The following is an 18,534-nucleotide window of genomic DNA, read 5'->3' on the forward strand; positions in this document are numbered from 1 at the left end:
GCTGGGAGAATACATGTCCCGTCAATTATCTCAAGGGTTATCGTGAGCTCACCGCTGCGTCGCGTCGTCAAGCCGGCGCGGTTGGACATGGCGTTCTGGCTACCGCCGGGCGGCACCGACAACGGAGTCTTCGCGAGCTACTGGGCAGAGTTGGCCGACTTGGAGGCCCACGATATCGCTCCGGTGTTGGCTGCGCTTGCCAGCGCTGACGTCGGCGGGTACGTGGCTACTCCGGGCGGGCGCGCAGGTTATCGGGCGCGTGCGCCCATTCATCGCTTGTGGGTGGATTCACTGCAATATCATCGCGCCGAAGACATCCTGATGACCTACTTCAATCAGGGGGGCCCAACCGGCCAGAGTTACTCCGCGACAACGTCATAACAGTCCACCTGCCATACTCCCTCGATCAGGCTGAGCTGATTCCAGCACGCCGTGCGCTGCGTGATGTGCTCTAGTGACGGATCTAACTGCGCCAGTAGAGCGGTATTGAACGCGTCGTGTGAGACCAACACGAGCGGCCCGCGCCTGAATTCACCCACGAGTTCGAAAAACGCTCGCCGAGCGCGATCGGCGAGAGCCGCCCGGCTTTCCACACCGGGCGCGGAATCAACACTGCCGTAACGGCGTTCGACCTCTTCGCGCCGATGACCAGTGACGGACCCGTAGTCGCGGTCGATGAGCCGGGCGTCGATGGTGACCGGCGCGTCCGCAGCGGCGCCGATAGCCTGCCCGGTGGCCACCGCTCGTTGCAGAGGGCTGCAGAGCACCGTGGCGGGGCGTCGTGGAGCCAGCGCATTGGCGAGTCGGGAGACTTCGGCCCTACCGACCTCGTCGAGTGGAGGGTCACTGAGCCCGCGCAGACGCCCATCAGCGTTGAGTGCGGTGCGCCCATGCCGGGCCAGGTAGACGCGAGTCACGCTCAGGGTGTTCACAGGCTATCCGCGAACTCGGGGACCACAGCAACCGGGCGGGTACTGTGACGCAACAGATTTCGCGCCACAGCGCCGGTCACAAGATGACTCACCGAAGGCCCGATGCCGTGTTGGGGCCGGCCAACCGCAATCAGGGTCGCCGCGCAGTCATCTGCAGTCTTAAGAATCGCCGCCACCGGATCTCCGTCCAACAGATGGTAGGTCCACCGCACGTAGGCCGCGTCGAGGATCTGCCCGACGTGCTGGCGCTCGGCGCTGAGCCGCCGCTCGACGGCATCGGCTGCGCCGTCCGGCGTGCCGGTAAATGCGCTGTCGGACCTGTCCACCACATGGACAACATGAACCGGCATGTCCAGTGCGCGAGCCAGCCCCCCGGCAAAGAGCAAGGCGGCCCGGCTGGCAGGGTGGCGATCATATCCGACAACCAACGCCATAGCGGGGCTCCTCGTCGGGTGCTTACGACGTCGCAGGAGCCATCAGCCGGTTGGCGGTTCGGGTGCAATACCCCGGCGGAGATCCATCGCCTCACGATCAGGCTAGCCGCTCAGACGCCGCGAGGGCCACCACCAATACGGTTGACCTCGATCGAAACAGGCGCGTAGCCTGAACTGCAGAGCAGGCGGTGGGGCCCGCGTATGTCGCAATCGCTTTGAGGGTAATCACGAGATATCCGGCGGTTGCCAACGGTCCCTGGGATTTGACCGGTGCCGTTCGCGCGGTGTGTTAAAGCATGGCGCGGATCGCAAGTGGACCCAGGAGCCGACCATGACTCGATCACAACTACCGTCGCTGCCAGCGCTGCCTAGCCAAGTGCTGGCACATTCGGTCCTTGCTCCTCCGTCGCGGATCGCGATCGCAGGTGACTGGCACGCCGATACCGCCTACGGAGTTGCCGCCATTGAGCACGCGGCCAAGCGGCACGCGACGGTGCTGCTGCATCTGGGAGACTTCGGCTACAACTTCACCGATCGCTACCTCGATTCGCTAGACGATGCGTTGGATCGCTGGGGGATCGTTTTGGCCTTCGTCGATGGCAACCACGAGAACTTCGACCGGTTGTTCCGCTGGCCTGTCGATGGTGATGGTCTTCGTCATCTGCGTAACCGCATCGTGCACCTGCCGCGAGGATTTCGGTGGCAGTGGGCACAGACTCGATGCCTGGCGCTGGGCGGCGCTTATTCCATCGACCGCTTCCTGCGTCAACCCGGACGGTCGTGGTGGGCGCAGGAGTCGCTCACCGCGCAGCAAGCTCGTGACGCCGCGGCCGGCGGGCCCGCCGATGTCATGTTCTGTCACGACTGTCCAGCGGGCATCACGGTTCCCGGTGCCGCCCGGGACCGATTCGGGTTCCCGGCACAAGAGCTGCGTCGTTCCGAGCTCTACCGCGTACGGTTGCGCTCGGTGGTCGACGCGGTACGCCCGGCCCGGCTGTGGCACGGGCACTTTCACCACCGCTACCAATCGATACTGTACGGCGAAGGGTATCGCACGGTGGTCGACGGTCTGGGCAAAAACGGCGGCCCGATCGACAACAACATGGTGGTGGTCAATCTGGCCGAACTAGGAGCGCACCGGCTCAGCAGCGCAGACCATGACCGATCAGCCCGGCGCGACTTGACCAACCGAATTGCCGTTGGTTAACTGACATCGGCGATGGAGTCCGCCGGAAAGCTTTGCTTTCGAACCGCCGCATAAGGCTGATGGCGCCTGCGAACCGCTGAGGAGTCGCAGGTGATTTGTGTCTTTAGCCGCGCAAGCCCGGCGTATTCGGCGGTGCGATGAAATCGGCTGATGACTCGTTAGTCGAATTGCGTTGCGCCGCGGCAATCGTCCGTAGGGATGCGGTCCTCCTTGTGCAGCGCGACACGGGTGATTGGGTGCTGCCTGGTGGTCGTCCTCGACCGCACGAGAGCATGGGCTCCTGCATACGCCGAGAGACCCGCGAAGAAACCGGCCTAGACATTCAGCCTGTTGGCTGCGCGTTCGTTCTGGAAGTTAACGATCCCCATAGCTGCCGGCGGATTGTCGAATTGGTCTTCTTGGCAGACCAGTTCGATGCCGAGGCCCCCTTAGCGGGTGAACTCGGACGCAGGCCGGTGTGGGTAGCTTGGGAAGACCTCAAAGAGATTGCACTGCACCCGCCCATCGCTGGTTTCCTGCGGGACCTATCGCGCGGGGACGGTAAACACGCCCGCTATCTGGGCAACTTGTGGCGCCCGGGGCCAGACATCTCATGACGAGTCTGCCGTTGCCGGTCATTCAAGGGCTGCAAGTGATCACCGTCGCTGGCGGTGCACCTGGCATTAGCGGCTTCATCGCCTGGTTCGAAGCGCGTCTTCAAGGCCGCCGCGGACCACGAATCCTGCAACCGTATTTCGACCTGCACAAGCTCTTCGGTAAGGAGACACTGGCGCCGCACGGCGCGGGACCCTTCTTTCGGCTAGCGCCGCTGGCATCCTTGGCCTGCTATCTCACCGTGCCCATGCTGATCCCGGTGCTCACCAGCTACGCCTTGCCGCTGGGATACATGGGCGACATCCAAGGCGGAGGGCTGATCCTGGCCTTCGCCAGTTTCCTGGTCGCGGTGGCCGCCGCCGAAACCGGTGACGCCTACGCGCAGCTGGCGTCGAGTCGTGCCAAGACCTTCGCCGCCATCACCGAACCGGTGGTGTTACTCGTGGTGTTCACGGTCGCGCTGATCACCACGACCGACCTACCCTACGTCCTGGGAGCCACCGTCCGCAGCGGCCCCGATCAGATCGTCCGCCCCGCCCACCTACTGGCCTCAGCAGCGCTGTTCATGGTGATCCTCTACGAGACCGCGCGTATACCTGTCGAAACACACACCGGCACCACCGAATTCGGGATGATCGAAACAGGACGCCCCTTCGAGCATTCGGGGCCGGATCTGGCGCTGCTGCATTGGGGTGCTGCCGCTAAACAATTCGTGCTCTATGTGATCTTGCTCAATGTCTTCGTCGCCCCGTGGGGGATGGCGTCAAGCACCGATCCGGCCGCAGTCGGATTGGCCATCCTGGCGTTGCTGGCCAAGGCCGCACTGTTGGGCTGCGTCGTCGCCGTGATCGATAACAGCTACGCCAAGCTTCGATTGTTCAAAATCACTGAATTTGTTTCGGCCGCTTTACTGTTGGCGATCCTGGCAGTCTTCACCCTGTACTTGGGAGGCGGCTGATGATTGTGCTCGCAACGTCGGAGTCCGTTCCGACCGTATACGAAGGCGTCGCGAACACGGTGGCGCTCGTTGTGTTGCTGCTCGAGTTCGGGATGCTGCGCGCCGCCCTGCTGCGTGGGCAAGTGCGCCTGTACGCCGGGCAGTCGCTGGCCGTGAGCGTGCTTGCCGCCGTCGTCGCATTCGGACGCGACGTTCCCGAACTGTATGCACTGGCAGTACTTTCGCTGCTCCTGAAAGTCATCGTGGTACCACTGCTGGTGGTCAGCCTGTTGAGGGAAGCCAACCAAGAAATCGCGGGCAGCGGCGCCCTCGGGGTCGCCAACGAGGTGCTGATCTCCATCGCCGTCGCGGCATTCGGGTTCTTCGCCGTCGGCGTGCTGGGCATCCATTCCCCTGTTCTACCCACCGCCGCACTCAGCTTGTCGGTAGCCGTGATCTTGGTGGCCTTCATCTTGATGATCGTTCGACGCGACGTTGTCAGCCAGGCGATCGGGTTCTTCTCACTGGAAAACGGTGTCTCGTTAGCCAGCCTGGTGGTCGCTGCCGGAATGCCACTCATCCTCGAAGTCGCCTTCCTGTTCGACTTATTAGTGGCAGTAGTAGTTTTCGGAGTCCTGATGCGCACCCACCACCGACGAACACGATCCCTGTCCACCCAGACACTCGACCAGCTGCGGGGATAACCCATGTCCATGTTGTTCGTCATAGTTGCCGTCGCCGCGATGATCACCAGCCTGGTGTGCCTTAAGACCGCGCATTGCATCGCGGCGACAGTAGCCGGGTTGATCGGCATCGGCGCGTTCCTGCTGGCCAACATACCTGCGCCCGGCGGCATCGCCGCGGCGAGCTCCAGTGAACAAAGCACATGCCAACCCGGCTTTTGGTACCGCTCCGAGGATAGCCAATGCCGATAATCATTGTGCTGCTGGTGATCTTGCCGTTGATCACCACGCTGGTGTGTTTGCGCGCGTCACATCACGTCGCGGCAGCGGTGACCGCGGTGACCGGTGTCACCACCTTCATTCTCGTCGCCGCGCTGGTACCGGCCGGTGTCGGCCACACCATCACCGCGCTGCACTACCTGCGCGCCGACTCGCTGTCGCTGATCTTTCTGCTGGGCACCTGTTTCCTGTACGCCACCGTCGGGATCTATTCAGTCGGCTACCTCGCCCACGAAGAACGCGCAGTCCGTACCGAGACCGTTGAGCAGCAAGCGCTATTTGCCCGCCACAGCGCGCGGTTCTACATCGGCCTCAATGCTTTTGCCTGGTCGATGATCTGCGCGCCGCTGGTCAACGGTCTCGCACTGTTGTGGATCGCAGTCGAGATCACGACCGTCATTTCGGCCCTATTGGTCGCATTGGATGACACCGAAGGGGCCACCGAAGCCGCATGGAAGTACGTGCTGATCGCCTCCTCCGGCCTCGGGATTGGGTTGCTGGCCACCATCTTCATGTATTACGCGGGTGCACAGGTGCTGGGACAGTCCTACGACCTGGCATTCGACCCGCTAATCGCTGCCGCCGGCCACTCACCCCAGACCCCGGTGCGGTTAGCGTTCGTGCTCGCGGTGGTGGGATACGGCACCAAAGTGGGATTCTTCCCCGTACACACGTGGCTGCCCGATGCGCATGCCGAGGCACCCACCCCGGTGTCGGCGCTGCTGTCGGGGTCACTACTGGCAGTGAGTTTTTATGCGATCCTGCGCTATTACCAAATCACCGTCGCAGCGCTGGGACCCCGCTTCCCGCAGCTGGTGCTCTTAGTTTTCGGGGTGCTTTCCCTGCTGTTGGCTGCGCTGTATCTACTGGAGCAGCGCGATATCAAACGGCTGCTTGCCTATTCAAGTGTCGAACACATGGGGATATTGGCGATCGGCATGAGCTTCGGCGCGCCGATCGCCCTGTCTGGTGTATTGCTGCACGTGCTGGCTCACGCCGCGGCCAAGGGCAACGCGTTCATGGGTGCCGGCGTGCTAGTGCGCAAATTCGGAACCAAGGAACTGGCGCGGATGGCCGATGGCCTCGGCGTCTTACCCTGGTCAGGTCCCCTGTTTCTGATCGCCGTACTGGCATTATCGGCCATGCCGCCCTTCGGCCTGTTCCGCAGTGAATTCCAAATCATCGCCGGGGGATTCGCCCACCCCCGCAACATCGCCGCCGCGGCGCTCGTGTGCCTAGTGACACTGGCTTTCCTCGGTTTGACCCTTGCGACCACTCGAATCCTGTTTCGCCCCAGGGTAGCTGATGCTGCCGAAGCGGAAATCGTTCAGCTTCCCGGTGAGCCCAGCCGCTGGATGGTGGCCCCAGTCGTCGCGGGAGTGCTAGCGCTGCTGGTGCTGGGACTGGCCCCGCCCTCGGATTTAGTCAACCTGCTCAATCATGGCGCCACCGAACTCGCCGTCGGTGCCCGATGATCTCGACTACCACAACCGACGCGGTCGACCTGCCGCTGGAACGGTGGCGTCAAGATGTGATCGCCCACGTCGCCGCCGGCTACCGCTTCGCCGGCGTCTATGCCGCCCACGATATGGAGACGGCCCAATTGCACGCCCTGCTGGTCGGTGGTTCGTGGGTCAGCTGCCTTCGGACGCGCCTGGCACCGGATGCCGAGGGCACAACATCTTATCCGGCACTGACCCCGGAGGTGCCGGCCGCGTTTTGGTATGAACGCGCGCTGCACGACCTATCGGGCGTGGTGCCTCTCGGACACCCTCGCCTGGACCCCCTACTGTTGGCCCGCCAACCAGGACAACCGTCGCCACGTCCCGGCTATATCAACCACGCGGCACTGGATCGCCACGTCCACTCCAGCGCCACCGAACCGCGTGGACCAGTCGATGTCGGCGGCGGAGGCGTCTTTACCCTGCCGCTGGGTCCGGTGCGATCCGGAGTGTATGAATCCATCGAATTTCTCATCGAGACACCCGGGGAGGACATACCTCACCTCAACATCCGACCCCATTACAAGCATCGCGGAATCGCCAAACGTTTTGAAACGCTGCCTCTCGCCGACGGGATTCTCGTCGCCGAACGCGTTGAAGGTGTCTCGTCGGTGGCCCACGCCCTGGCCTTTGCTCATGCCGCAGAACACCTCACCGGCACCACCCCACCGCGGCGGGCGCGGCTCGTCCGGGTGATCCACGCCGAACTCGAACGCATCGCGAACCATCTCGAGGTGGTGACGCGGCTGTGCGATGCCGCAGGCATAGCCGTCCCCCTCGCGCGATTCGGCTGGCACAAAGAAAGCATTATGCGATTGATCTCTGCCCTGTGCGGCAACAGGTTTGGTCGCTCCGTCGTGCGCGTTGGCGGGATCAGCGCCCCACCCCGGCTGGAACCAGCTGAGCTTTCCACGCGATTGGCGGCGATCATCCATAGGATCCGTCGTGACCGCGATGCCCTGATGGTCAACGCCTCGTTTCTTGACCGGCTCCGCGGCACCGGGCATCTGGATGCGTCGCTGGCGGCCTCACATGGGGCGCTGGGGCCGGTGGGCCGCGGATCCGGCTGCGGCGATGATGCGCGCAAACGTTCCTACGACGGCTACGCCGAGTTACCCGGTGGTGACGCCGCCGTCGTCGACGATCAAGGCGACGCCTTGGCTCGGTTGCGGGTCCGATGGGGCGAGATCGATGCCTCAGCCGAATTGATTCGTTGCACCTGCGATCGGCTTGCGCCCCTTGCGGATTCCGCGGTCATCGTACCGGTCCAGGTCGTCGATGGCTTCGCGCTGGGCTGGGCCGAAGCGCCCCAAGGTGAGGTCCTCTATGGGTTGGAAGTCCGCGACGGTGCGATCGGCAGATGCTTTGCCCGAACAGCCTCCTTACACAACATGCTGCTGTTCCACGACGTGTTCGGTGGTGACATTTTCACCGACTTTCCCTTCATCGAAGCGAGTTTCGGCCTGTGCTATGCCGGGGTGGCGATGTAGATGCCATGGGTATTGAGGGGATTACGCAACGGCATCATCACCAGCCGGTGGCCTAAACGTGCCGATGACTACTTCAATCAATTCCCCGCGGCTGTAGCTGTCATCGGAGATGGGTCCGCCCGCGGATCGTTGGCCGCGGCCGCGGCTGCTGCCGAGGATTGCCCCACCGGCGCCATCTCGGTTGAGCCCCAGCCACGCCTGGACCGCGGACGCTGCATCGTGTGCGGGCGCTGCGTCGAGCTGGCGCCCCAATGGTTCGGCTGGGAAACTGGCTCCGACACAGCACGATTGGCCCGCACGATGCTGGTCGTCGGCAATGTCGACGAGAGCGACGAGGCTTTGGCCGAGTTGCGAGCTGCTCTGAGCAAGCGGGTGCGGCGGCTGCGGCGGTCGGTGCATCTGCGTCACATCGATACCGGCTCCGACGGCAGCGACGAATGGGAGATCCAGGCCCTGACCAATCCTGTCTACGACCTGCACCGGTTAGGAATCTTCTTTACCGCCAGTCCTCGCCACGCCGACATCCTGTTGGTCACCGGGATCGGTGCCGCCGGAATGGTTGAACCGTTGCGACGGACCCTTGAGGCGATGCCTACCCCGATCGTGGTGGTCGCTGTCGGAACCGACGCGGTCAGTGGAGGATTGATCGGCGGCGGCTACACCGGTGGCGTGGGGATCTCCGACGTGGTGCCCGTCGACGTGTGGGTGCCGGGGGCACCGGCCTCGCCATTCAGCATCCTGCACGGCATCCTGTTGGCGTTGGGTCGCGTCCCGGGGCCCGCAGTCCGGGGCGGATCATGCTGATCGCCGGGCTTGCGCTATTGGCCGCAGCAGCATTGATCAGCGCCTGCGCCGGGCGCGATCGGGGCCGCAGAACGCGGGAGCGGTTGGCTGCTGCGGCGTGGATGGCTAACACCGCTGGCGCAGTCGTCTTGGTGATCGCCGGCGCGTGCGCGGTGGCCGGCTACCGACAACGTCTCGGCCTCGACGGGTTGGCGGGGTTTGGGCCCGCGGCACTGCGTGTGGACCCTCTCTCGGGACTGTTCCTCATTGTGTCCTTTGGGGTTGCCGTGCCGGCCCTGATCGCTGCCTCCGCCCCGGCCAATCAGCACCGTCCACGACTGCCCGCCGCGATCGCCGTGGCGTTGAGCGCAGTCGCGATCATCATCACAGCCGACAACTTATTCGTTCTGCTCTTCGGCTGGGAGCTCCTGACTGTGGCGTTTTACCTGATATCGGGCTACGACCGCGACTTACCAGGCAGGGCCGGTGGCTCGGTCATCACCGTGATCTTTGGCCGGGCCAGTGGCGCGGCACTTTTCATCGGTGCTCTACTGCTCGCTGCACACACCCATACTTTTGCGTTTACCGCCGGCACCGTCGACCCGCGCAGCGCTGCGGGCCAGACCGCCTACGCATTGCTGCTTATGGGGTTCGGCATCAAAGTCGGTCTCTTACCCGCCCACATCTGGATGCCGCGGGGATATTTCGCGGCACCTGGGCCCGCGCGGGCCGTGATCGCCGGTAGTGCTGTCAACGTCGGGTTCTACGGCATGTGGCGCACGTTGCACGTCTTTGGCGCTCCATCGGTTTGGCTGGTTTGCGTCGTGCTGCTCATTGGCGGTCTGACCGCGATTTTGGGTATCGCCCACGCCGCGGTCAATCCCGACCTAGCGACGTTGATTTCGTGGTCCAGTGTGGAAAACGCTGGCATGATCACTGCCGGGTTCGGCGTGGCGTTGGCAGGTGCAGCTGCGCAACAGCCCAAACTGGTCGCTGCCGGGCTGGTGGCCGGTACCGCGCAGGTGATGGCCCACGCCTTGGGCAAGACGTTGATGTTCGTGTCTACCTCCACCATTGAACACACGACCGCAACGACGGAGCTCGACCGGCTCGGCGGCATCGTGCGGCGCCTACCCTGGGCCGGCACCGGCCTCGTCATCGGCTCGTTGACGCTGGCCGGGTTGCCGCTGACCGCGGGTTTCGCCTCGGAATGGTTCACCCTGGAATCGCTGATGCAGCAGTTCCGGGTGACGAGTCTGGCGATGCAACTGTCCACGGCGGCCACCGGCGCTTTGATCGCTCTGACCATTGGCATCGCCGGGGTGACTTTCGTGCGGGTCGTTGCCCTCACCGCATTCGGTCCGGCCCGCATCGATGAGCCGCACCTGGACCCCTTAGCCGCCCGAGTGGATCATCAGTGGAGCTACCGATTAGGCGTGGTTATCCTGATCGTCGGCTGCCTGGGAGCTGCGGCTGTGGCGCCGCTGCAGGTGGGCTTGATCGCGCGCGGCTTGCGCCCGATTGTGGGTGATCAGGCCGCCGGCGCCAACGGCGACCCGTGGGTCCTGCAGCCCGTATTCGCCAAGTTCTCCGCATTATCTCCGAGTTGGCTGTGGATCGTGCTGCCCGCGATGACCGTGCTCATCGCAGCGTTCGCTACGGCGTTCGCCGGCCGCAATCTTTTGCGGGTTCGGGCGGTCGCGCCGTGGTCGTCGGCATCGCCGGGGGTCGACCGCGGTGTGGGCTACACGTCCTCCGGCTACGCCAATCCGGTGCGCAACGTGTTGGCCACCGTGCTGTTGACACGAACCGCGCTTATGGAAGCCCAAGACGAACCCGACAATCACCAAAATTCACCGCACCGCTACACCTATCGCATCGATGTGGTCGACGTCGTCGAGCGTTACTTCTACCGCCCGGTGACCCGCGGCATGCTCGCTGTGTCACGGCTGAGCAAGAAGCTGCAGTCCGGTCGCCTTGATGCGTACATGGCCTACATGCTCATCGCGGTGCTGGCCGTTCTGGCCGTCGTGATCGCGACATCATGACCGACATGAGTCAGACCCGCAGGGTCAGACGATGAACAGCGGTCAACCCGAAGGGCAATTCCGCTGCAGCCGCTTCGATTTCCAACAGTCGATTGTATTTGGCGACGCGTTCCCCCCGCGCGGGTGCACCAGATTTGATCTGACCGCACCCCGAGGCCACCGCGAGATCGGCGATGAACGCATCGCCAGTTTCTCCCGAGCGATGCGAAATCATCGCGCCGTAGCCCGCCTCCCTGCACAGGGCAAGGGCTTCAAGGGTTTCCGACACCGTTCCGATCTGGTTGACCTTGATCAGTGCAGCGTTGCCGATCCCGGCGCGCACCGCGAAGGCGATCAAATCCGGGTTGGTCACCAAATTGTCGTCGCCGACCAGCTGCACCCTGGCGCCCAGCGCGCTCGTCAACTTCTGCCAACCCCCGAAATCGCGCTCATCCATGCCGTCCTCGATACTCCAGATCGGGTAACGGTCGACCATGGCCGCATAGCGGTCGATCAGATCCTGGCTGGACAACGACTCGCCGTTGACCTGATAGCGATCATCGCGATAGAAACCGCTCGCCGCCGGATCCAAGGCGATCGCGACGCCACCCCGTCCGGCGGTATAACCGGCATCGCCAATCGCCTGGGTCAGCAACGCCAAAATGTCTTCCGGACAACGGATCTCGGGGGCAAAACCGCCCTCGTCCCCCAGCCCCGCCGCCAAACCGCGAGCAGTCAAAGTCGAACGCAGCTGGCGATACACTTCGGCACCGGCGCGTATCGCTTCCGAAAACGACGGTGCGCCAATCGGTGCGATCATGAACTCCTGAAAGTCCAGGCCGTTCAACGCATGAGCACCTCCATTGATGACATTGAAATGTGGCACCGGCAGCCGTGGATGCATCCCGGCAGGAGTCAGCCACCGCCACAGCGATTGACCCGCCTCGAGCGCGAACGCCTTGGCCGCCGCCATCGAAACGCCGACAATCGCATTAGCGCCCAATCGCGACTTGTTGGGCGTCCCGTCCAGGGCCTGCAATGCCTGATCGACTTGCTCCAAGGCGGTGAACGGCCGGCTCACCAACAATTCCGCGATGGGACCGTTGACATTTGCCACCGCTTGACGCACACCCATGCCGTCGTAGCGCTCATCATGATCACGCAATTCGACAGCTTCGCGGCTACCCGTCGAGGCGCCGGACGGCACACCGGCACACACTCGACGCCCATCAGAGAGCGTCGCGGCCACCGAAAGAGTGGGCCGTCCACGGGAATCCAAGATTTCGAGTGCAGATATCGACGAAAATTGAACGGCCACGTATCTTCCTCCGCGTCACATTCGGCCATGCAATTAGCCAGCCGAATACCGATGTGTTCCGCAGGGACCGTTGGCCGCCGAGACCCGACGTGCAATTATGGCGAGCCCCACCGCCATCTTGCGTTGCCAATTTATAGCATACCCGGCTCTCAAATCCGTCAGACCTGCAACGTCTTGCGGAAAACTCCTGCATGGCAACGAAAGGGCAAGCATGGACCAGGACTCCCTCAAACTTAGCGCCTACTTCGACGAGCGCCGGCGCAGCGGAGACCGGTTTCTTGCAGAAAAGATGCTCGAGTTGTACGAACAGCGGAGCATCGCGACCAGCATCGTGTTACGCGGTATCGGTGGCTTCGGGGCACGACACCACCTCAGAACCGACCAATCATTGACCCTATCCGAGGACCCGCCGGTGGCGATCATCGCCGCGGACACCAGAGCCCAGATCGAATCACTGCTCGACCCGATATTGTCCCTCAAACAGCGCGGCCTGATCACCCTTGAGCGTGCCCGGCTGCTGCGCGACGATATCGGATCCATGCAACTCGCGGACGAGCTGCATGAAGCTGTCAAGCTGACGATTTATGTCGGCCGCAAAGAACGTGTCTACGGCATGCCCGCCTACGTCGCGATCTGTGACCTGATGTACCGGCGCCGCCTCGCGGGAGCCTCAGTATTCCTCGGGGTGGACGGCACCGCCCACGGACATCGACAACGCGCCGCATTCTTTGGCCGCAACGTCGACGTTCCGATGATGATCATCGCCGTGGGCTCCGGTCCGCTCATCGGGCGGGTGCTGCCCGAACTCGGAGGGCTATTGCGGCGGCCCCTCATCACCATCGAACGGGTCCGCGTCTGCAAGCGCGACGGCGAACTACTGGAACGACCCCACGCCCTGCCGGGAACAGATGAGCATGGTCTGCCGCTGTGGCAGAAATTGATGATCTACACCTCCGAAGCGGCACGACACGACGGCGCGCCCATCCACCGTGCACTTATCCAGCAACTCCGACAACGCAGAACGTCTAACGGAGCGACCGTGTTACGTGGAATCTGGGGCTTTCACGGCGATCACGAACCCCACGGCGACAAGTTCTTTTCGCTCGCGCGTCACGTTCCAGTCGTCACCATTGTCATCGACTCCCCAACCAACATCGCCGAATCCTTCGACGTTGTCGATGAACTCACGCGAGAGCAGGGTTTGGTGACCAGCGAAATGGTGCCCGCCGTTGTCCCACCCGATGGCGACAACCACGGCACGTCCATGGCCCGCCATGACTATTGAGACACCATGGTTGACATACCGATTCAGTGGCATGCGATGCCATCCGCTCCCGCAGATGTCGCGAACGCGGTCACAAGTTCCACACCATCCTCGGCCGCGTTCGTGCCTAGTCGTCGAAGTCTGCAGGCGGTTCAGGTGCTGTCGGGACGGCTGTGGGCAGACAGAAGGAAACCGCTGAGTGTCGGCCCCGCGTCCGATACCGCAGTGACACGGTTGGGCCATGTTAACGGTTCTCGCCGGTGTCGACGGTGCGGCAGGGACGCATCGTGAGGCTCGGCGATTTGGTAGCCACGATAGTGGCGTTTGTGCGGCGCGGTTATCCGCGAGGCGTCCCCCAGACCGATTACATCCCGCTGCTGGCGTTGCTGCGGCGCCGGTTATCCGACGACGAAGTCACCGCCGTGGTTACCCAGTTAGTGGCCCGCGACGACGAGCTGAATGTTGAGATTTCCGATATTGGCGCGGCGATTACCCGAATCACCGACGAACTACCGTCCCCGGCCGACCTTGACCGCGTGGAGCGACGGCTGGACGAGATCGGCTGGCCAATCATCGACCCAGATAACTAAGGAGACGGCTCCCGTCGCGGGACGGCAAAATCTTTACGGAATATCGCCCTGTACAGACGCGGTTGAAAAGCGGACGAACTTTGTTAAGAGAGGGCACCATCTGACGATCGGGAACGGCGCAGCGGACGTCTACGCTTGCTAATCGAGGAATCATAGGTGATCGCGGCGCGGTGCCGATAGTGACCAACTATGTCGCCGACCGGACCTCGTCATTCGCCACTTCCCGACTAGCAGGAGCCGGGTGTAGGTGCCACCGCGCGGGCGGCCGCGGCCCCTATCTGGGTGCGCAGCTTGTTCCACGGCTGAGGCGCTCACCTTCGGTGCGGTGGACCCGCCATAGTGCGCCGGTGTAGTCGGCAATGTGGTGGGTTCCCTGTTGCGGTGTTCGGGGGGCCCGTTCGTGGCGCCTTCGGTGGGCCGTAGGTTCACCAGCGCCCGAGGTCGGCGATGAATCCGGCAACTAACGCCGGGTCGCCGCCGGCGGCAAGGTGCTCGATCGCGGTGCGGTCGTCGAAGTCGGGCTGCGGGGTGTGCATGAATATATCCAGAACCGTGGGGGTGATGCCCCGTGGTATCGCGCGCACGATCGCGTTCAAGCCTGGAAGCAGTTCGTCACCTAGGAACTGCCAGCGCGGGATGCGTCGGCTTCCTTGAAGATCGAAGGCCCATAACGCTTTTCCAGTGATGCGCAGCGCCACCCGGGAGCGGTCGACGCCGAGCATCGCGGCGGCTTCCTTGATGCTGACCGATCCTTCGAGCGCGCTGCTGAGTTGGCGCACTGCAATGCGGGCGCGGGTCCGACGTTCGTCATCGGCCGACCAGGCGTCGATCACGGATGTTGCCTGGGGTTCGACGCGCATGCGCAGGAAATCCACTTCTGTCGCCGACAGGGTGGTTGCCCAGGGGATGGCCGCGAAGGCGGAGTCCAGCTCGTCCAGGACCTCGTCGACGGTCAGATCAATCTGATGTTTAGCCAACAGCGCACCAAGCGCGCGACCCGTCGACTCATCCACCCTGCACAGGGTAGCGCGGCGATGCGGGGATGTGCGTGGATGTGATCGGACGATGCATGTCCGGGTCCTCCCTGAGCCGTCACAGCCTCGTACGTAATCCCGGGTTGGGATTTACATGTCCAGCCCTACTCATCGTCTGGCGCGACGTCGACAGCGGCGAGCGCTGCCGGTGCGCATGTCACCCGCGGCTACCCGAAACCGACCTGCACGACGACGGATTCGCCTGCCCCTGTGCCCGCACCCGCGAGGATCGCCGCCGCACCTGGCACGAATGGCGCAACAACATCAAAGCGTTTTGGGAATCGCCGGAGGGCCAACGCATCAGGGCCGAGGAGCAAGCCGCGGAAGCTGACCTGCAAGCCTGGCTAACGCTCCAACTGGGTGTCATCGTAAGCAGCCATGGCGGCTTGGTCCCTGAACACTGGGACGGCGAAGTGGACGGGTACAGCTTCTACTTCCGCGAACGCCACGGCGAATGGCGCATCGAACTCGACCTTCGCCCCAGCGGCCACTTCGCCCGCACACTGGCCGGCACCAACAGCGACGGCACACCCCAATACGGGGAAAAGGAGCTAGACGAGGGCGACATCATCGCCCTGCGCCTACCAACCACGGTCTGTGTGCGTCCTCGACGTGTCTCCGCGAAGCGACCACCGTGGGGTCGCTTCGACGCGACGGCCTTGCATAGCGCTGCCTTGCGAGCAGTAACGCACTACCAGCTTGCTGCCAACATGCCGCGATGGGCGCTTCGCGGTCGATCCGGGACGAAACGTGTTAGGCACCCCGGGGAGGGCAAGTAGGTGCGACGAATTCGACTTTGCTCGTCCTGCGCGGCGGGATTGCAACCCTATTGCCAACTCCTTTGGATAAGCGCTCACCACGCGCACCCACGTGTACTACCAGTAGGGCTTTCCTGCTGATTTTTGTTGGCCCCACGTCGATGATCACAGTCGTTAATAATCATCGGTGCAGTCCAAATCAGTTGAGCAACCTCAAGATGGCGCACCGTCCACAGGGGACGAAACCTGACGGGAAACGCACATCGGCGCTCCCTCGGCCATCGCCGTAGATTGGCGGGTGCCACAGGCCATACAGCAGGTGATCTCGGCGCCGAGCAGCGCTTCGATCGATGACAGATCGCCCACAGCTCTTCAATGGCATGAGCCATGCTGAACGCTATCGGCAGGAGACCTCTCGCGTCGCCTGTCTGGTTACCGGCCGGTGCGCCCGGAGGGAATCGAACCCCCAACCCGCTACTTAAAAGGAAGCTGCTCTGCCGACTGAGCTACGGACGCCTGAAGTACTACGCATGCGGCAGCGCGATTTTCGCTGGCGCATCTCAGGCTCCTTCCCACTCTTGTTCGGTGAGTCCACCTTCGATATTTTACCCGATTCGGTTCTGCCGCTGGCGGGGACACTGGCCTATGTCGGGTAAGGGCAGCGGCCGATACCACGCTGCAGCGCGGGACGGTCGGCGGCTAACTGGTTTATGAGGCGCGAAGTAGCTGCCCAGCGCCATCGCTGATGTCAGCCGGTGAGCGGCGCGGCCGAAAGACACCTTCGGGCGGGCCCCAGGGTGGCAATTACTTCATCCCATTCGCGGACTTGGGGGTTCGTTCCTACCTGCTTGAATTAGGCGCACGCGATCACCAAGGACGACACGTGACACCCACGGGGGCAGGAGATTTCGAATCAGGATTTGATCGCCCCCCCGATTCTTTAGATTTGAGGCAGCAGCTCGCGGGTTGGCAGCCCCGGGGTGCTGCCCCGGCGCCAGACTCAGCCCTTCGGTGGGTACGGGTGTTTTTCCGATGGTATCTGTATTCCGAATCTGGTTATGGTCTTTGCGGTGGTCTCGCACCTCGCCGCCCCTGCTGCGTTCGGCAAAACTTCGCGCGGCGTCGTGCGCCTCCCGCCTGGGTGCCGTTAACAGTGGCATGCATGTTGTCGCTGGCCGCAGTGCCATCGCAGATTCGCTCGGGTGTCGGGTACCGCGACCCGCCGCAGTGGCTTCTGCGGGTCAATGAATCCGGCGAACATGTGGTCTTCGCTTCCCTAGAGGTACATCCCTTCCGGTATCGCGGCACGGTAGCGTCCGTTGCCTACCTCCGCCAAAAGCGTTGCGGTGCTGACGCGTCCGTCGTGGCCCGCGAGCACGGCACGGCGCACGATCTCGCGGATGTCGCTGCCGCTGGTGCGCTCGGGAAGCGCCGCCACCACGCCCGCACAGTCGACCGCGCGGCCGCCAGGCAGATCACGGATCAAAGCCGCCAGAATCCGGGCGGAATCAGTTGGGTTCGGATAGCCGACTTCGACGATGGAGTCGAACCGCCCGGTGCGGATGGCCGCCTGGTCCAAAGTGGCTGCGTCGTTGGTGGACGCCAGCGTCAGGATGCGGGCGTCGGGCTGGATGTCCATGGCCTGCAACAATTCCGACAACCCGGCACCGCCGGTACTGCGGTCTTTGCACCACAGGTCAATGTCTTCGAGCACGAGCAGCACTGGGCCGCCGAGGTGCTGGGCTTCCTCCACGACGGCGCTGAGCAGCTGGGTACCAGCTTTGGCCTCGACGTAGATGACAGTGAATTGCCCGACGACCTCTTGGGCCACGACGGCGCTCACGGCCGATTTCCCGGTGCCGGGCGGACCGCACAGCAGCACACCACGGCGCGCACCCAGGCCGTGGGCGTTGAGCAGGTCGTGGCGGTCGCGCACCGCGCGGACGCCGAGATCAATCTCAGTCCACACCTGGTCGGCGACAATGACGTTCTCTCGGGTTGCGGTCGAGGGCAAGTCGATGACGGTCAAGGTCAGTCCGGCGGTGTGGGTGGCGCGCACCGCGTGGCCTCGGTAGGGATTGAGATCGTTGGCGCGTTCAGCGAGCCGGTCCAACAGCACGCGGGCGCGGTCCTGGTGACCCGGCGCCACGTAGGCGCTCACACCGACCGACCGCAGCATGCTTTGCCGTCCCTGCAGGGCGATCACACACGCGGCATCATCGAGCAGCGTCCCGGCGGGAAAATACACCCGCAAACATAGCGGGTGGCGGTAATCCTGACCTCCGATCCGGGTCTGCGTCCACTTCGGCGGGTCGGCATACTCACCGGGACCGACCTCACAAGCCTGCGCATACCCATCGATCCACTCGGCCAGCGCCAGCGCGAAGGTGAACCACGACAACGGGTTAAGGCTGCGCTCCTCATCGACCAGTTGCCCGCACCCCGCCACTCCCAGGCATCGGGCGGTGAACTGGTCGGCGTTCTCCGGTTTCTCGGCGCCGTGGTGCTCGGCGACGCCGACCAGCAGCTCGCCCAGGGCACGCAGCGCGGGCCGCACACCACCGTCGACGCTCTCCAGCCACGTGTTGACATCGGTAATAGGTCGCCGATGAGCCCCCGCCCGGTGGACCGGGTCGGCGGTCAGGTCGCTCAGTTCGTCCTCTGTTCGGTTCATTGCCTCATTCGTCATCATCGGGAAAAGA

General features: G+C 63.5%; 19 protein-coding genes, 1 tRNA gene and 2 riboswitches. Of the genes, 13 read left to right on the forward strand and 7 right to left on the reverse strand.

Going from position 1 to position 18,534, the window contains the following annotated elements:
* The first annotated feature begins 42 nt into the window (after nucleotides 1-42).
* Nucleotides 43-381, forward strand: a complete 339-nt coding sequence (locus tag ACYQ8K_RS13785) for a hypothetical protein (protein ID WP_459969766.1) — start codon at nucleotides 43-45, stop codon at nucleotides 379-381.
* On the opposite strand, the gene ACYQ8K_RS13790 is transcribed toward ACYQ8K_RS13785, so the two are convergent.
* The gene (locus tag ACYQ8K_RS13790; RefSeq protein ID WP_459969768.1) at nucleotides 360-932 is read right to left on the reverse strand and encodes a histidine phosphatase family protein; all 573 of its coding nucleotides are present in this window, start codon (nucleotides 930-932) and stop codon (nucleotides 360-362) included. The two genes, ACYQ8K_RS13785 and ACYQ8K_RS13790, sit on opposite strands and share 22 nt — an antisense overlap.
* The gene (locus ACYQ8K_RS13795) at nucleotides 929-1,366 is read right to left on the reverse strand and encodes a universal stress protein (protein ID WP_069401091.1); all 438 of its coding nucleotides are present in this window, start codon (nucleotides 1,364-1,366) and stop codon (nucleotides 929-931) included. Before ACYQ8K_RS13795 ends, ACYQ8K_RS13790 begins: the two co-directional genes overlap by 4 nt.
* Nucleotides 1,367-1,392: 26 nt before the next feature.
* Nucleotides 1,393-1,466: riboswitch (Fluoride riboswitch) on the reverse strand.
* 231 nt (nucleotides 1,467-1,697) lie between these two features.
* Between ACYQ8K_RS13795 and ACYQ8K_RS13800 the strand changes: the two genes are divergently transcribed.
* From ACYQ8K_RS13800 to ACYQ8K_RS13840, 9 genes are all read left to right on the forward strand, one after another.
* Complete coding sequence (locus ACYQ8K_RS13800; RefSeq protein ID WP_459969770.1) at nucleotides 1,698-2,573, forward strand: metallophosphoesterase family protein; 876 nt, start codon at nucleotides 1,698-1,700, stop codon at nucleotides 2,571-2,573.
* Nucleotides 2,573-2,649, forward strand: a riboswitch (Fluoride riboswitch). (Overlaps the previous gene by 1 nt.)
* A 61-nt stretch (nucleotides 2,650-2,710) precedes the next feature.
* A complete protein-coding gene (locus ACYQ8K_RS13805) occupies nucleotides 2,711-3,169 on the forward strand; it encodes an NUDIX hydrolase (RefSeq protein WP_459969772.1) in 459 nt (152 codons plus the stop codon).
* A gap of 35 nt (nucleotides 3,170-3,204) precedes the next feature.
* Nucleotides 3,205-4,125 (forward strand): respiratory chain complex I subunit 1 family protein, encoded by a 921-nt coding sequence (locus tag ACYQ8K_RS13810; RefSeq protein ID WP_232327095.1) that lies wholly within the window; start codon nucleotides 3,205-3,207, stop codon nucleotides 4,123-4,125.
* Nucleotides 4,125-4,808 (forward strand): hydrogenase, encoded by a 684-nt coding sequence (locus ACYQ8K_RS13815; RefSeq protein WP_069401089.1) that lies wholly within the window; start codon nucleotides 4,125-4,127, stop codon nucleotides 4,806-4,808. Before ACYQ8K_RS13810 ends, ACYQ8K_RS13815 begins: the two co-directional genes overlap by 1 nt.
* A gap of 3 nt (nucleotides 4,809-4,811) precedes the next feature.
* Nucleotides 4,812-5,039: a hypothetical protein gene (locus tag ACYQ8K_RS13820; RefSeq protein ID WP_459969775.1), complete on the forward strand. Its 228-nt coding sequence runs from the start codon at nucleotides 4,812-4,814 to the stop codon at nucleotides 5,037-5,039.
* A gap of 5 nt (nucleotides 5,040-5,044) precedes the next feature.
* Nucleotides 5,045-6,541, forward strand: a complete 1,497-nt coding sequence (locus ACYQ8K_RS13825) for a proton-conducting transporter transmembrane domain-containing protein (protein ID WP_459969777.1) — start codon at nucleotides 5,045-5,047, stop codon at nucleotides 6,539-6,541.
* Nucleotides 6,542-6,597: 56 nt separating this feature from the next.
* Nucleotides 6,598-8,058, forward strand: a complete 1,461-nt coding sequence (locus ACYQ8K_RS13830; protein WP_459969779.1) for a hydrogenase large subunit — start codon at nucleotides 6,598-6,600, stop codon at nucleotides 8,056-8,058.
* On the forward strand, nucleotides 8,059-8,862 hold the full coding sequence (locus tag ACYQ8K_RS13835; RefSeq protein ID WP_459969781.1) for an NADH-quinone oxidoreductase subunit B family protein: 804 nt from the start codon (nucleotides 8,059-8,061) through the stop codon (nucleotides 8,860-8,862).
* A gap of 101 nt (nucleotides 8,863-8,963) precedes the next feature.
* Entirely contained in the window at nucleotides 8,964-10,889 is a 1,926-nt protein-coding gene (locus tag ACYQ8K_RS13840; protein WP_459969783.1) for a proton-conducting transporter transmembrane domain-containing protein, read from the forward strand.
* Between the two features lie 10 nt (nucleotides 10,890-10,899).
* Here ACYQ8K_RS13840 and eno read toward each other — a convergent pair whose 3' ends face one another.
* Complete coding sequence (eno, locus tag ACYQ8K_RS13845) at nucleotides 10,900-12,186, reverse strand: phosphopyruvate hydratase (protein ID WP_459969785.1); 1,287 nt, start codon at nucleotides 12,184-12,186, stop codon at nucleotides 10,900-10,902.
* A gap of 211 nt (nucleotides 12,187-12,397) precedes the next feature.
* Between eno and ACYQ8K_RS13850 the strand changes: the two genes are divergently transcribed.
* Both ACYQ8K_RS13850 and ACYQ8K_RS13855 read left to right on the forward strand, forming a co-directional pair.
* Complete coding sequence (locus tag ACYQ8K_RS13850; protein WP_069401082.1) at nucleotides 12,398-13,471, forward strand: DUF190 domain-containing protein; 1,074 nt, start codon at nucleotides 12,398-12,400, stop codon at nucleotides 13,469-13,471.
* Nucleotides 13,472-13,710: 239 nt separating this feature from the next.
* Complete coding sequence (locus tag ACYQ8K_RS13855) at nucleotides 13,711-14,040, forward strand: DUF3349 domain-containing protein (RefSeq protein WP_459969787.1); 330 nt, start codon at nucleotides 13,711-13,713, stop codon at nucleotides 14,038-14,040.
* A gap of 425 nt (nucleotides 14,041-14,465) precedes the next feature.
* Here the strand turns inward: ACYQ8K_RS13855 and ACYQ8K_RS13860 are convergent, their stop codons facing one another.
* Nucleotides 14,466-15,053, reverse strand: a complete 588-nt coding sequence (locus ACYQ8K_RS13860) for a helix-turn-helix domain-containing protein (RefSeq protein WP_459969789.1) — start codon at nucleotides 15,051-15,053, stop codon at nucleotides 14,466-14,468.
* Nucleotides 15,054-15,109: 56 nt separating this feature from the next.
* On the opposite strand from ACYQ8K_RS13860, the gene ACYQ8K_RS13865 reads away from it, so the two are divergent.
* Entirely contained in the window at nucleotides 15,110-15,853 is a 744-nt protein-coding gene (locus ACYQ8K_RS13865; RefSeq protein ID WP_459969791.1) for a hypothetical protein, read from the forward strand.
* A gap of 422 nt (nucleotides 15,854-16,275) precedes the next feature.
* Here ACYQ8K_RS13865 and ACYQ8K_RS13870 read toward each other — a convergent pair.
* The 3 genes from ACYQ8K_RS13870 to ACYQ8K_RS13880 all read right to left on the reverse strand — a co-directional run bounded on the left by ACYQ8K_RS13870 (nucleotide 16,276) and on the right by ACYQ8K_RS13880 (nucleotide 18,506).
* Nucleotides 16,276-16,348, reverse strand: a tRNA-Lys gene (locus tag ACYQ8K_RS13870).
* A gap of 293 nt (nucleotides 16,349-16,641) precedes the next feature.
* Nucleotides 16,642-17,019, reverse strand: coding sequence for a DUF2188 domain-containing protein (locus ACYQ8K_RS13875; protein WP_459969793.1), 378 nt, complete (start codon nucleotides 17,017-17,019; stop codon nucleotides 16,642-16,644).
* A gap of 89 nt (nucleotides 17,020-17,108) precedes the next feature.
* Nucleotides 17,109-18,506, reverse strand: coding sequence for an AAA family ATPase (locus ACYQ8K_RS13880; RefSeq protein WP_459969795.1), 1,398 nt, complete (start codon nucleotides 18,504-18,506; stop codon nucleotides 17,109-17,111).
* Nucleotides 18,507-18,534 lie beyond the last annotated feature (28 nt).

This window comes from Mycobacterium sp. MUNTM1 (genome assembly GCF_054660795.1).

Coding starts and splice junctions, on each gene's coding strand:
- ACYQ8K_RS13795 (WP_069401091.1), bottom strand. CDS start 1,366: ATGGCGTTGGTTGTCGGATATGATCGCCACCCTGCCAGCCGGGCCGCC.
- ACYQ8K_RS13800 (WP_459969770.1), top strand. CDS start 1,698: ATGACTCGATCACAACTACCGTCGCTGCCAGCGCTGCCTAGCCAAGTG.
- ACYQ8K_RS13805 (WP_459969772.1), top strand. CDS start 2,711: ATGAAATCGGCTGATGACTCGTTAGTCGAATTGCGTTGCGCCGCGGCA.
- ACYQ8K_RS13815 (WP_069401089.1), top strand. CDS start 4,125: ATGATTGTGCTCGCAACGTCGGAGTCCGTTCCGACCGTATACGAAGGC.
- ACYQ8K_RS13820 (WP_459969775.1), top strand. CDS start 4,812: ATGTCCATGTTGTTCGTCATAGTTGCCGTCGCCGCGATGATCACCAGC.
- ACYQ8K_RS13835 (WP_459969781.1), top strand. CDS start 8,059: ATGCCATGGGTATTGAGGGGATTACGCAACGGCATCATCACCAGCCGG.
- ACYQ8K_RS13840 (WP_459969783.1), top strand. CDS start 8,964: ATGGCTAACACCGCTGGCGCAGTCGTCTTGGTGATCGCCGGCGCGTGC.
- ACYQ8K_RS13850 (WP_069401082.1), top strand. CDS start 12,398: ATGGACCAGGACTCCCTCAAACTTAGCGCCTACTTCGACGAGCGCCGG.
- ACYQ8K_RS13865 (WP_459969791.1), top strand. CDS start 15,110: ATGTCCGGGTCCTCCCTGAGCCGTCACAGCCTCGTACGTAATCCCGGG.
- ACYQ8K_RS13875 (WP_459969793.1), bottom strand. CDS start 17,019: ATGGCACTGCGGCCAGCGACAACATGCATGCCACTGTTAACGGCACCC.
- ACYQ8K_RS13880 (WP_459969795.1), bottom strand. CDS start 18,506: ATGAACCGAACAGAGGACGAACTGAGCGACCTGACCGCCGACCCGGTC.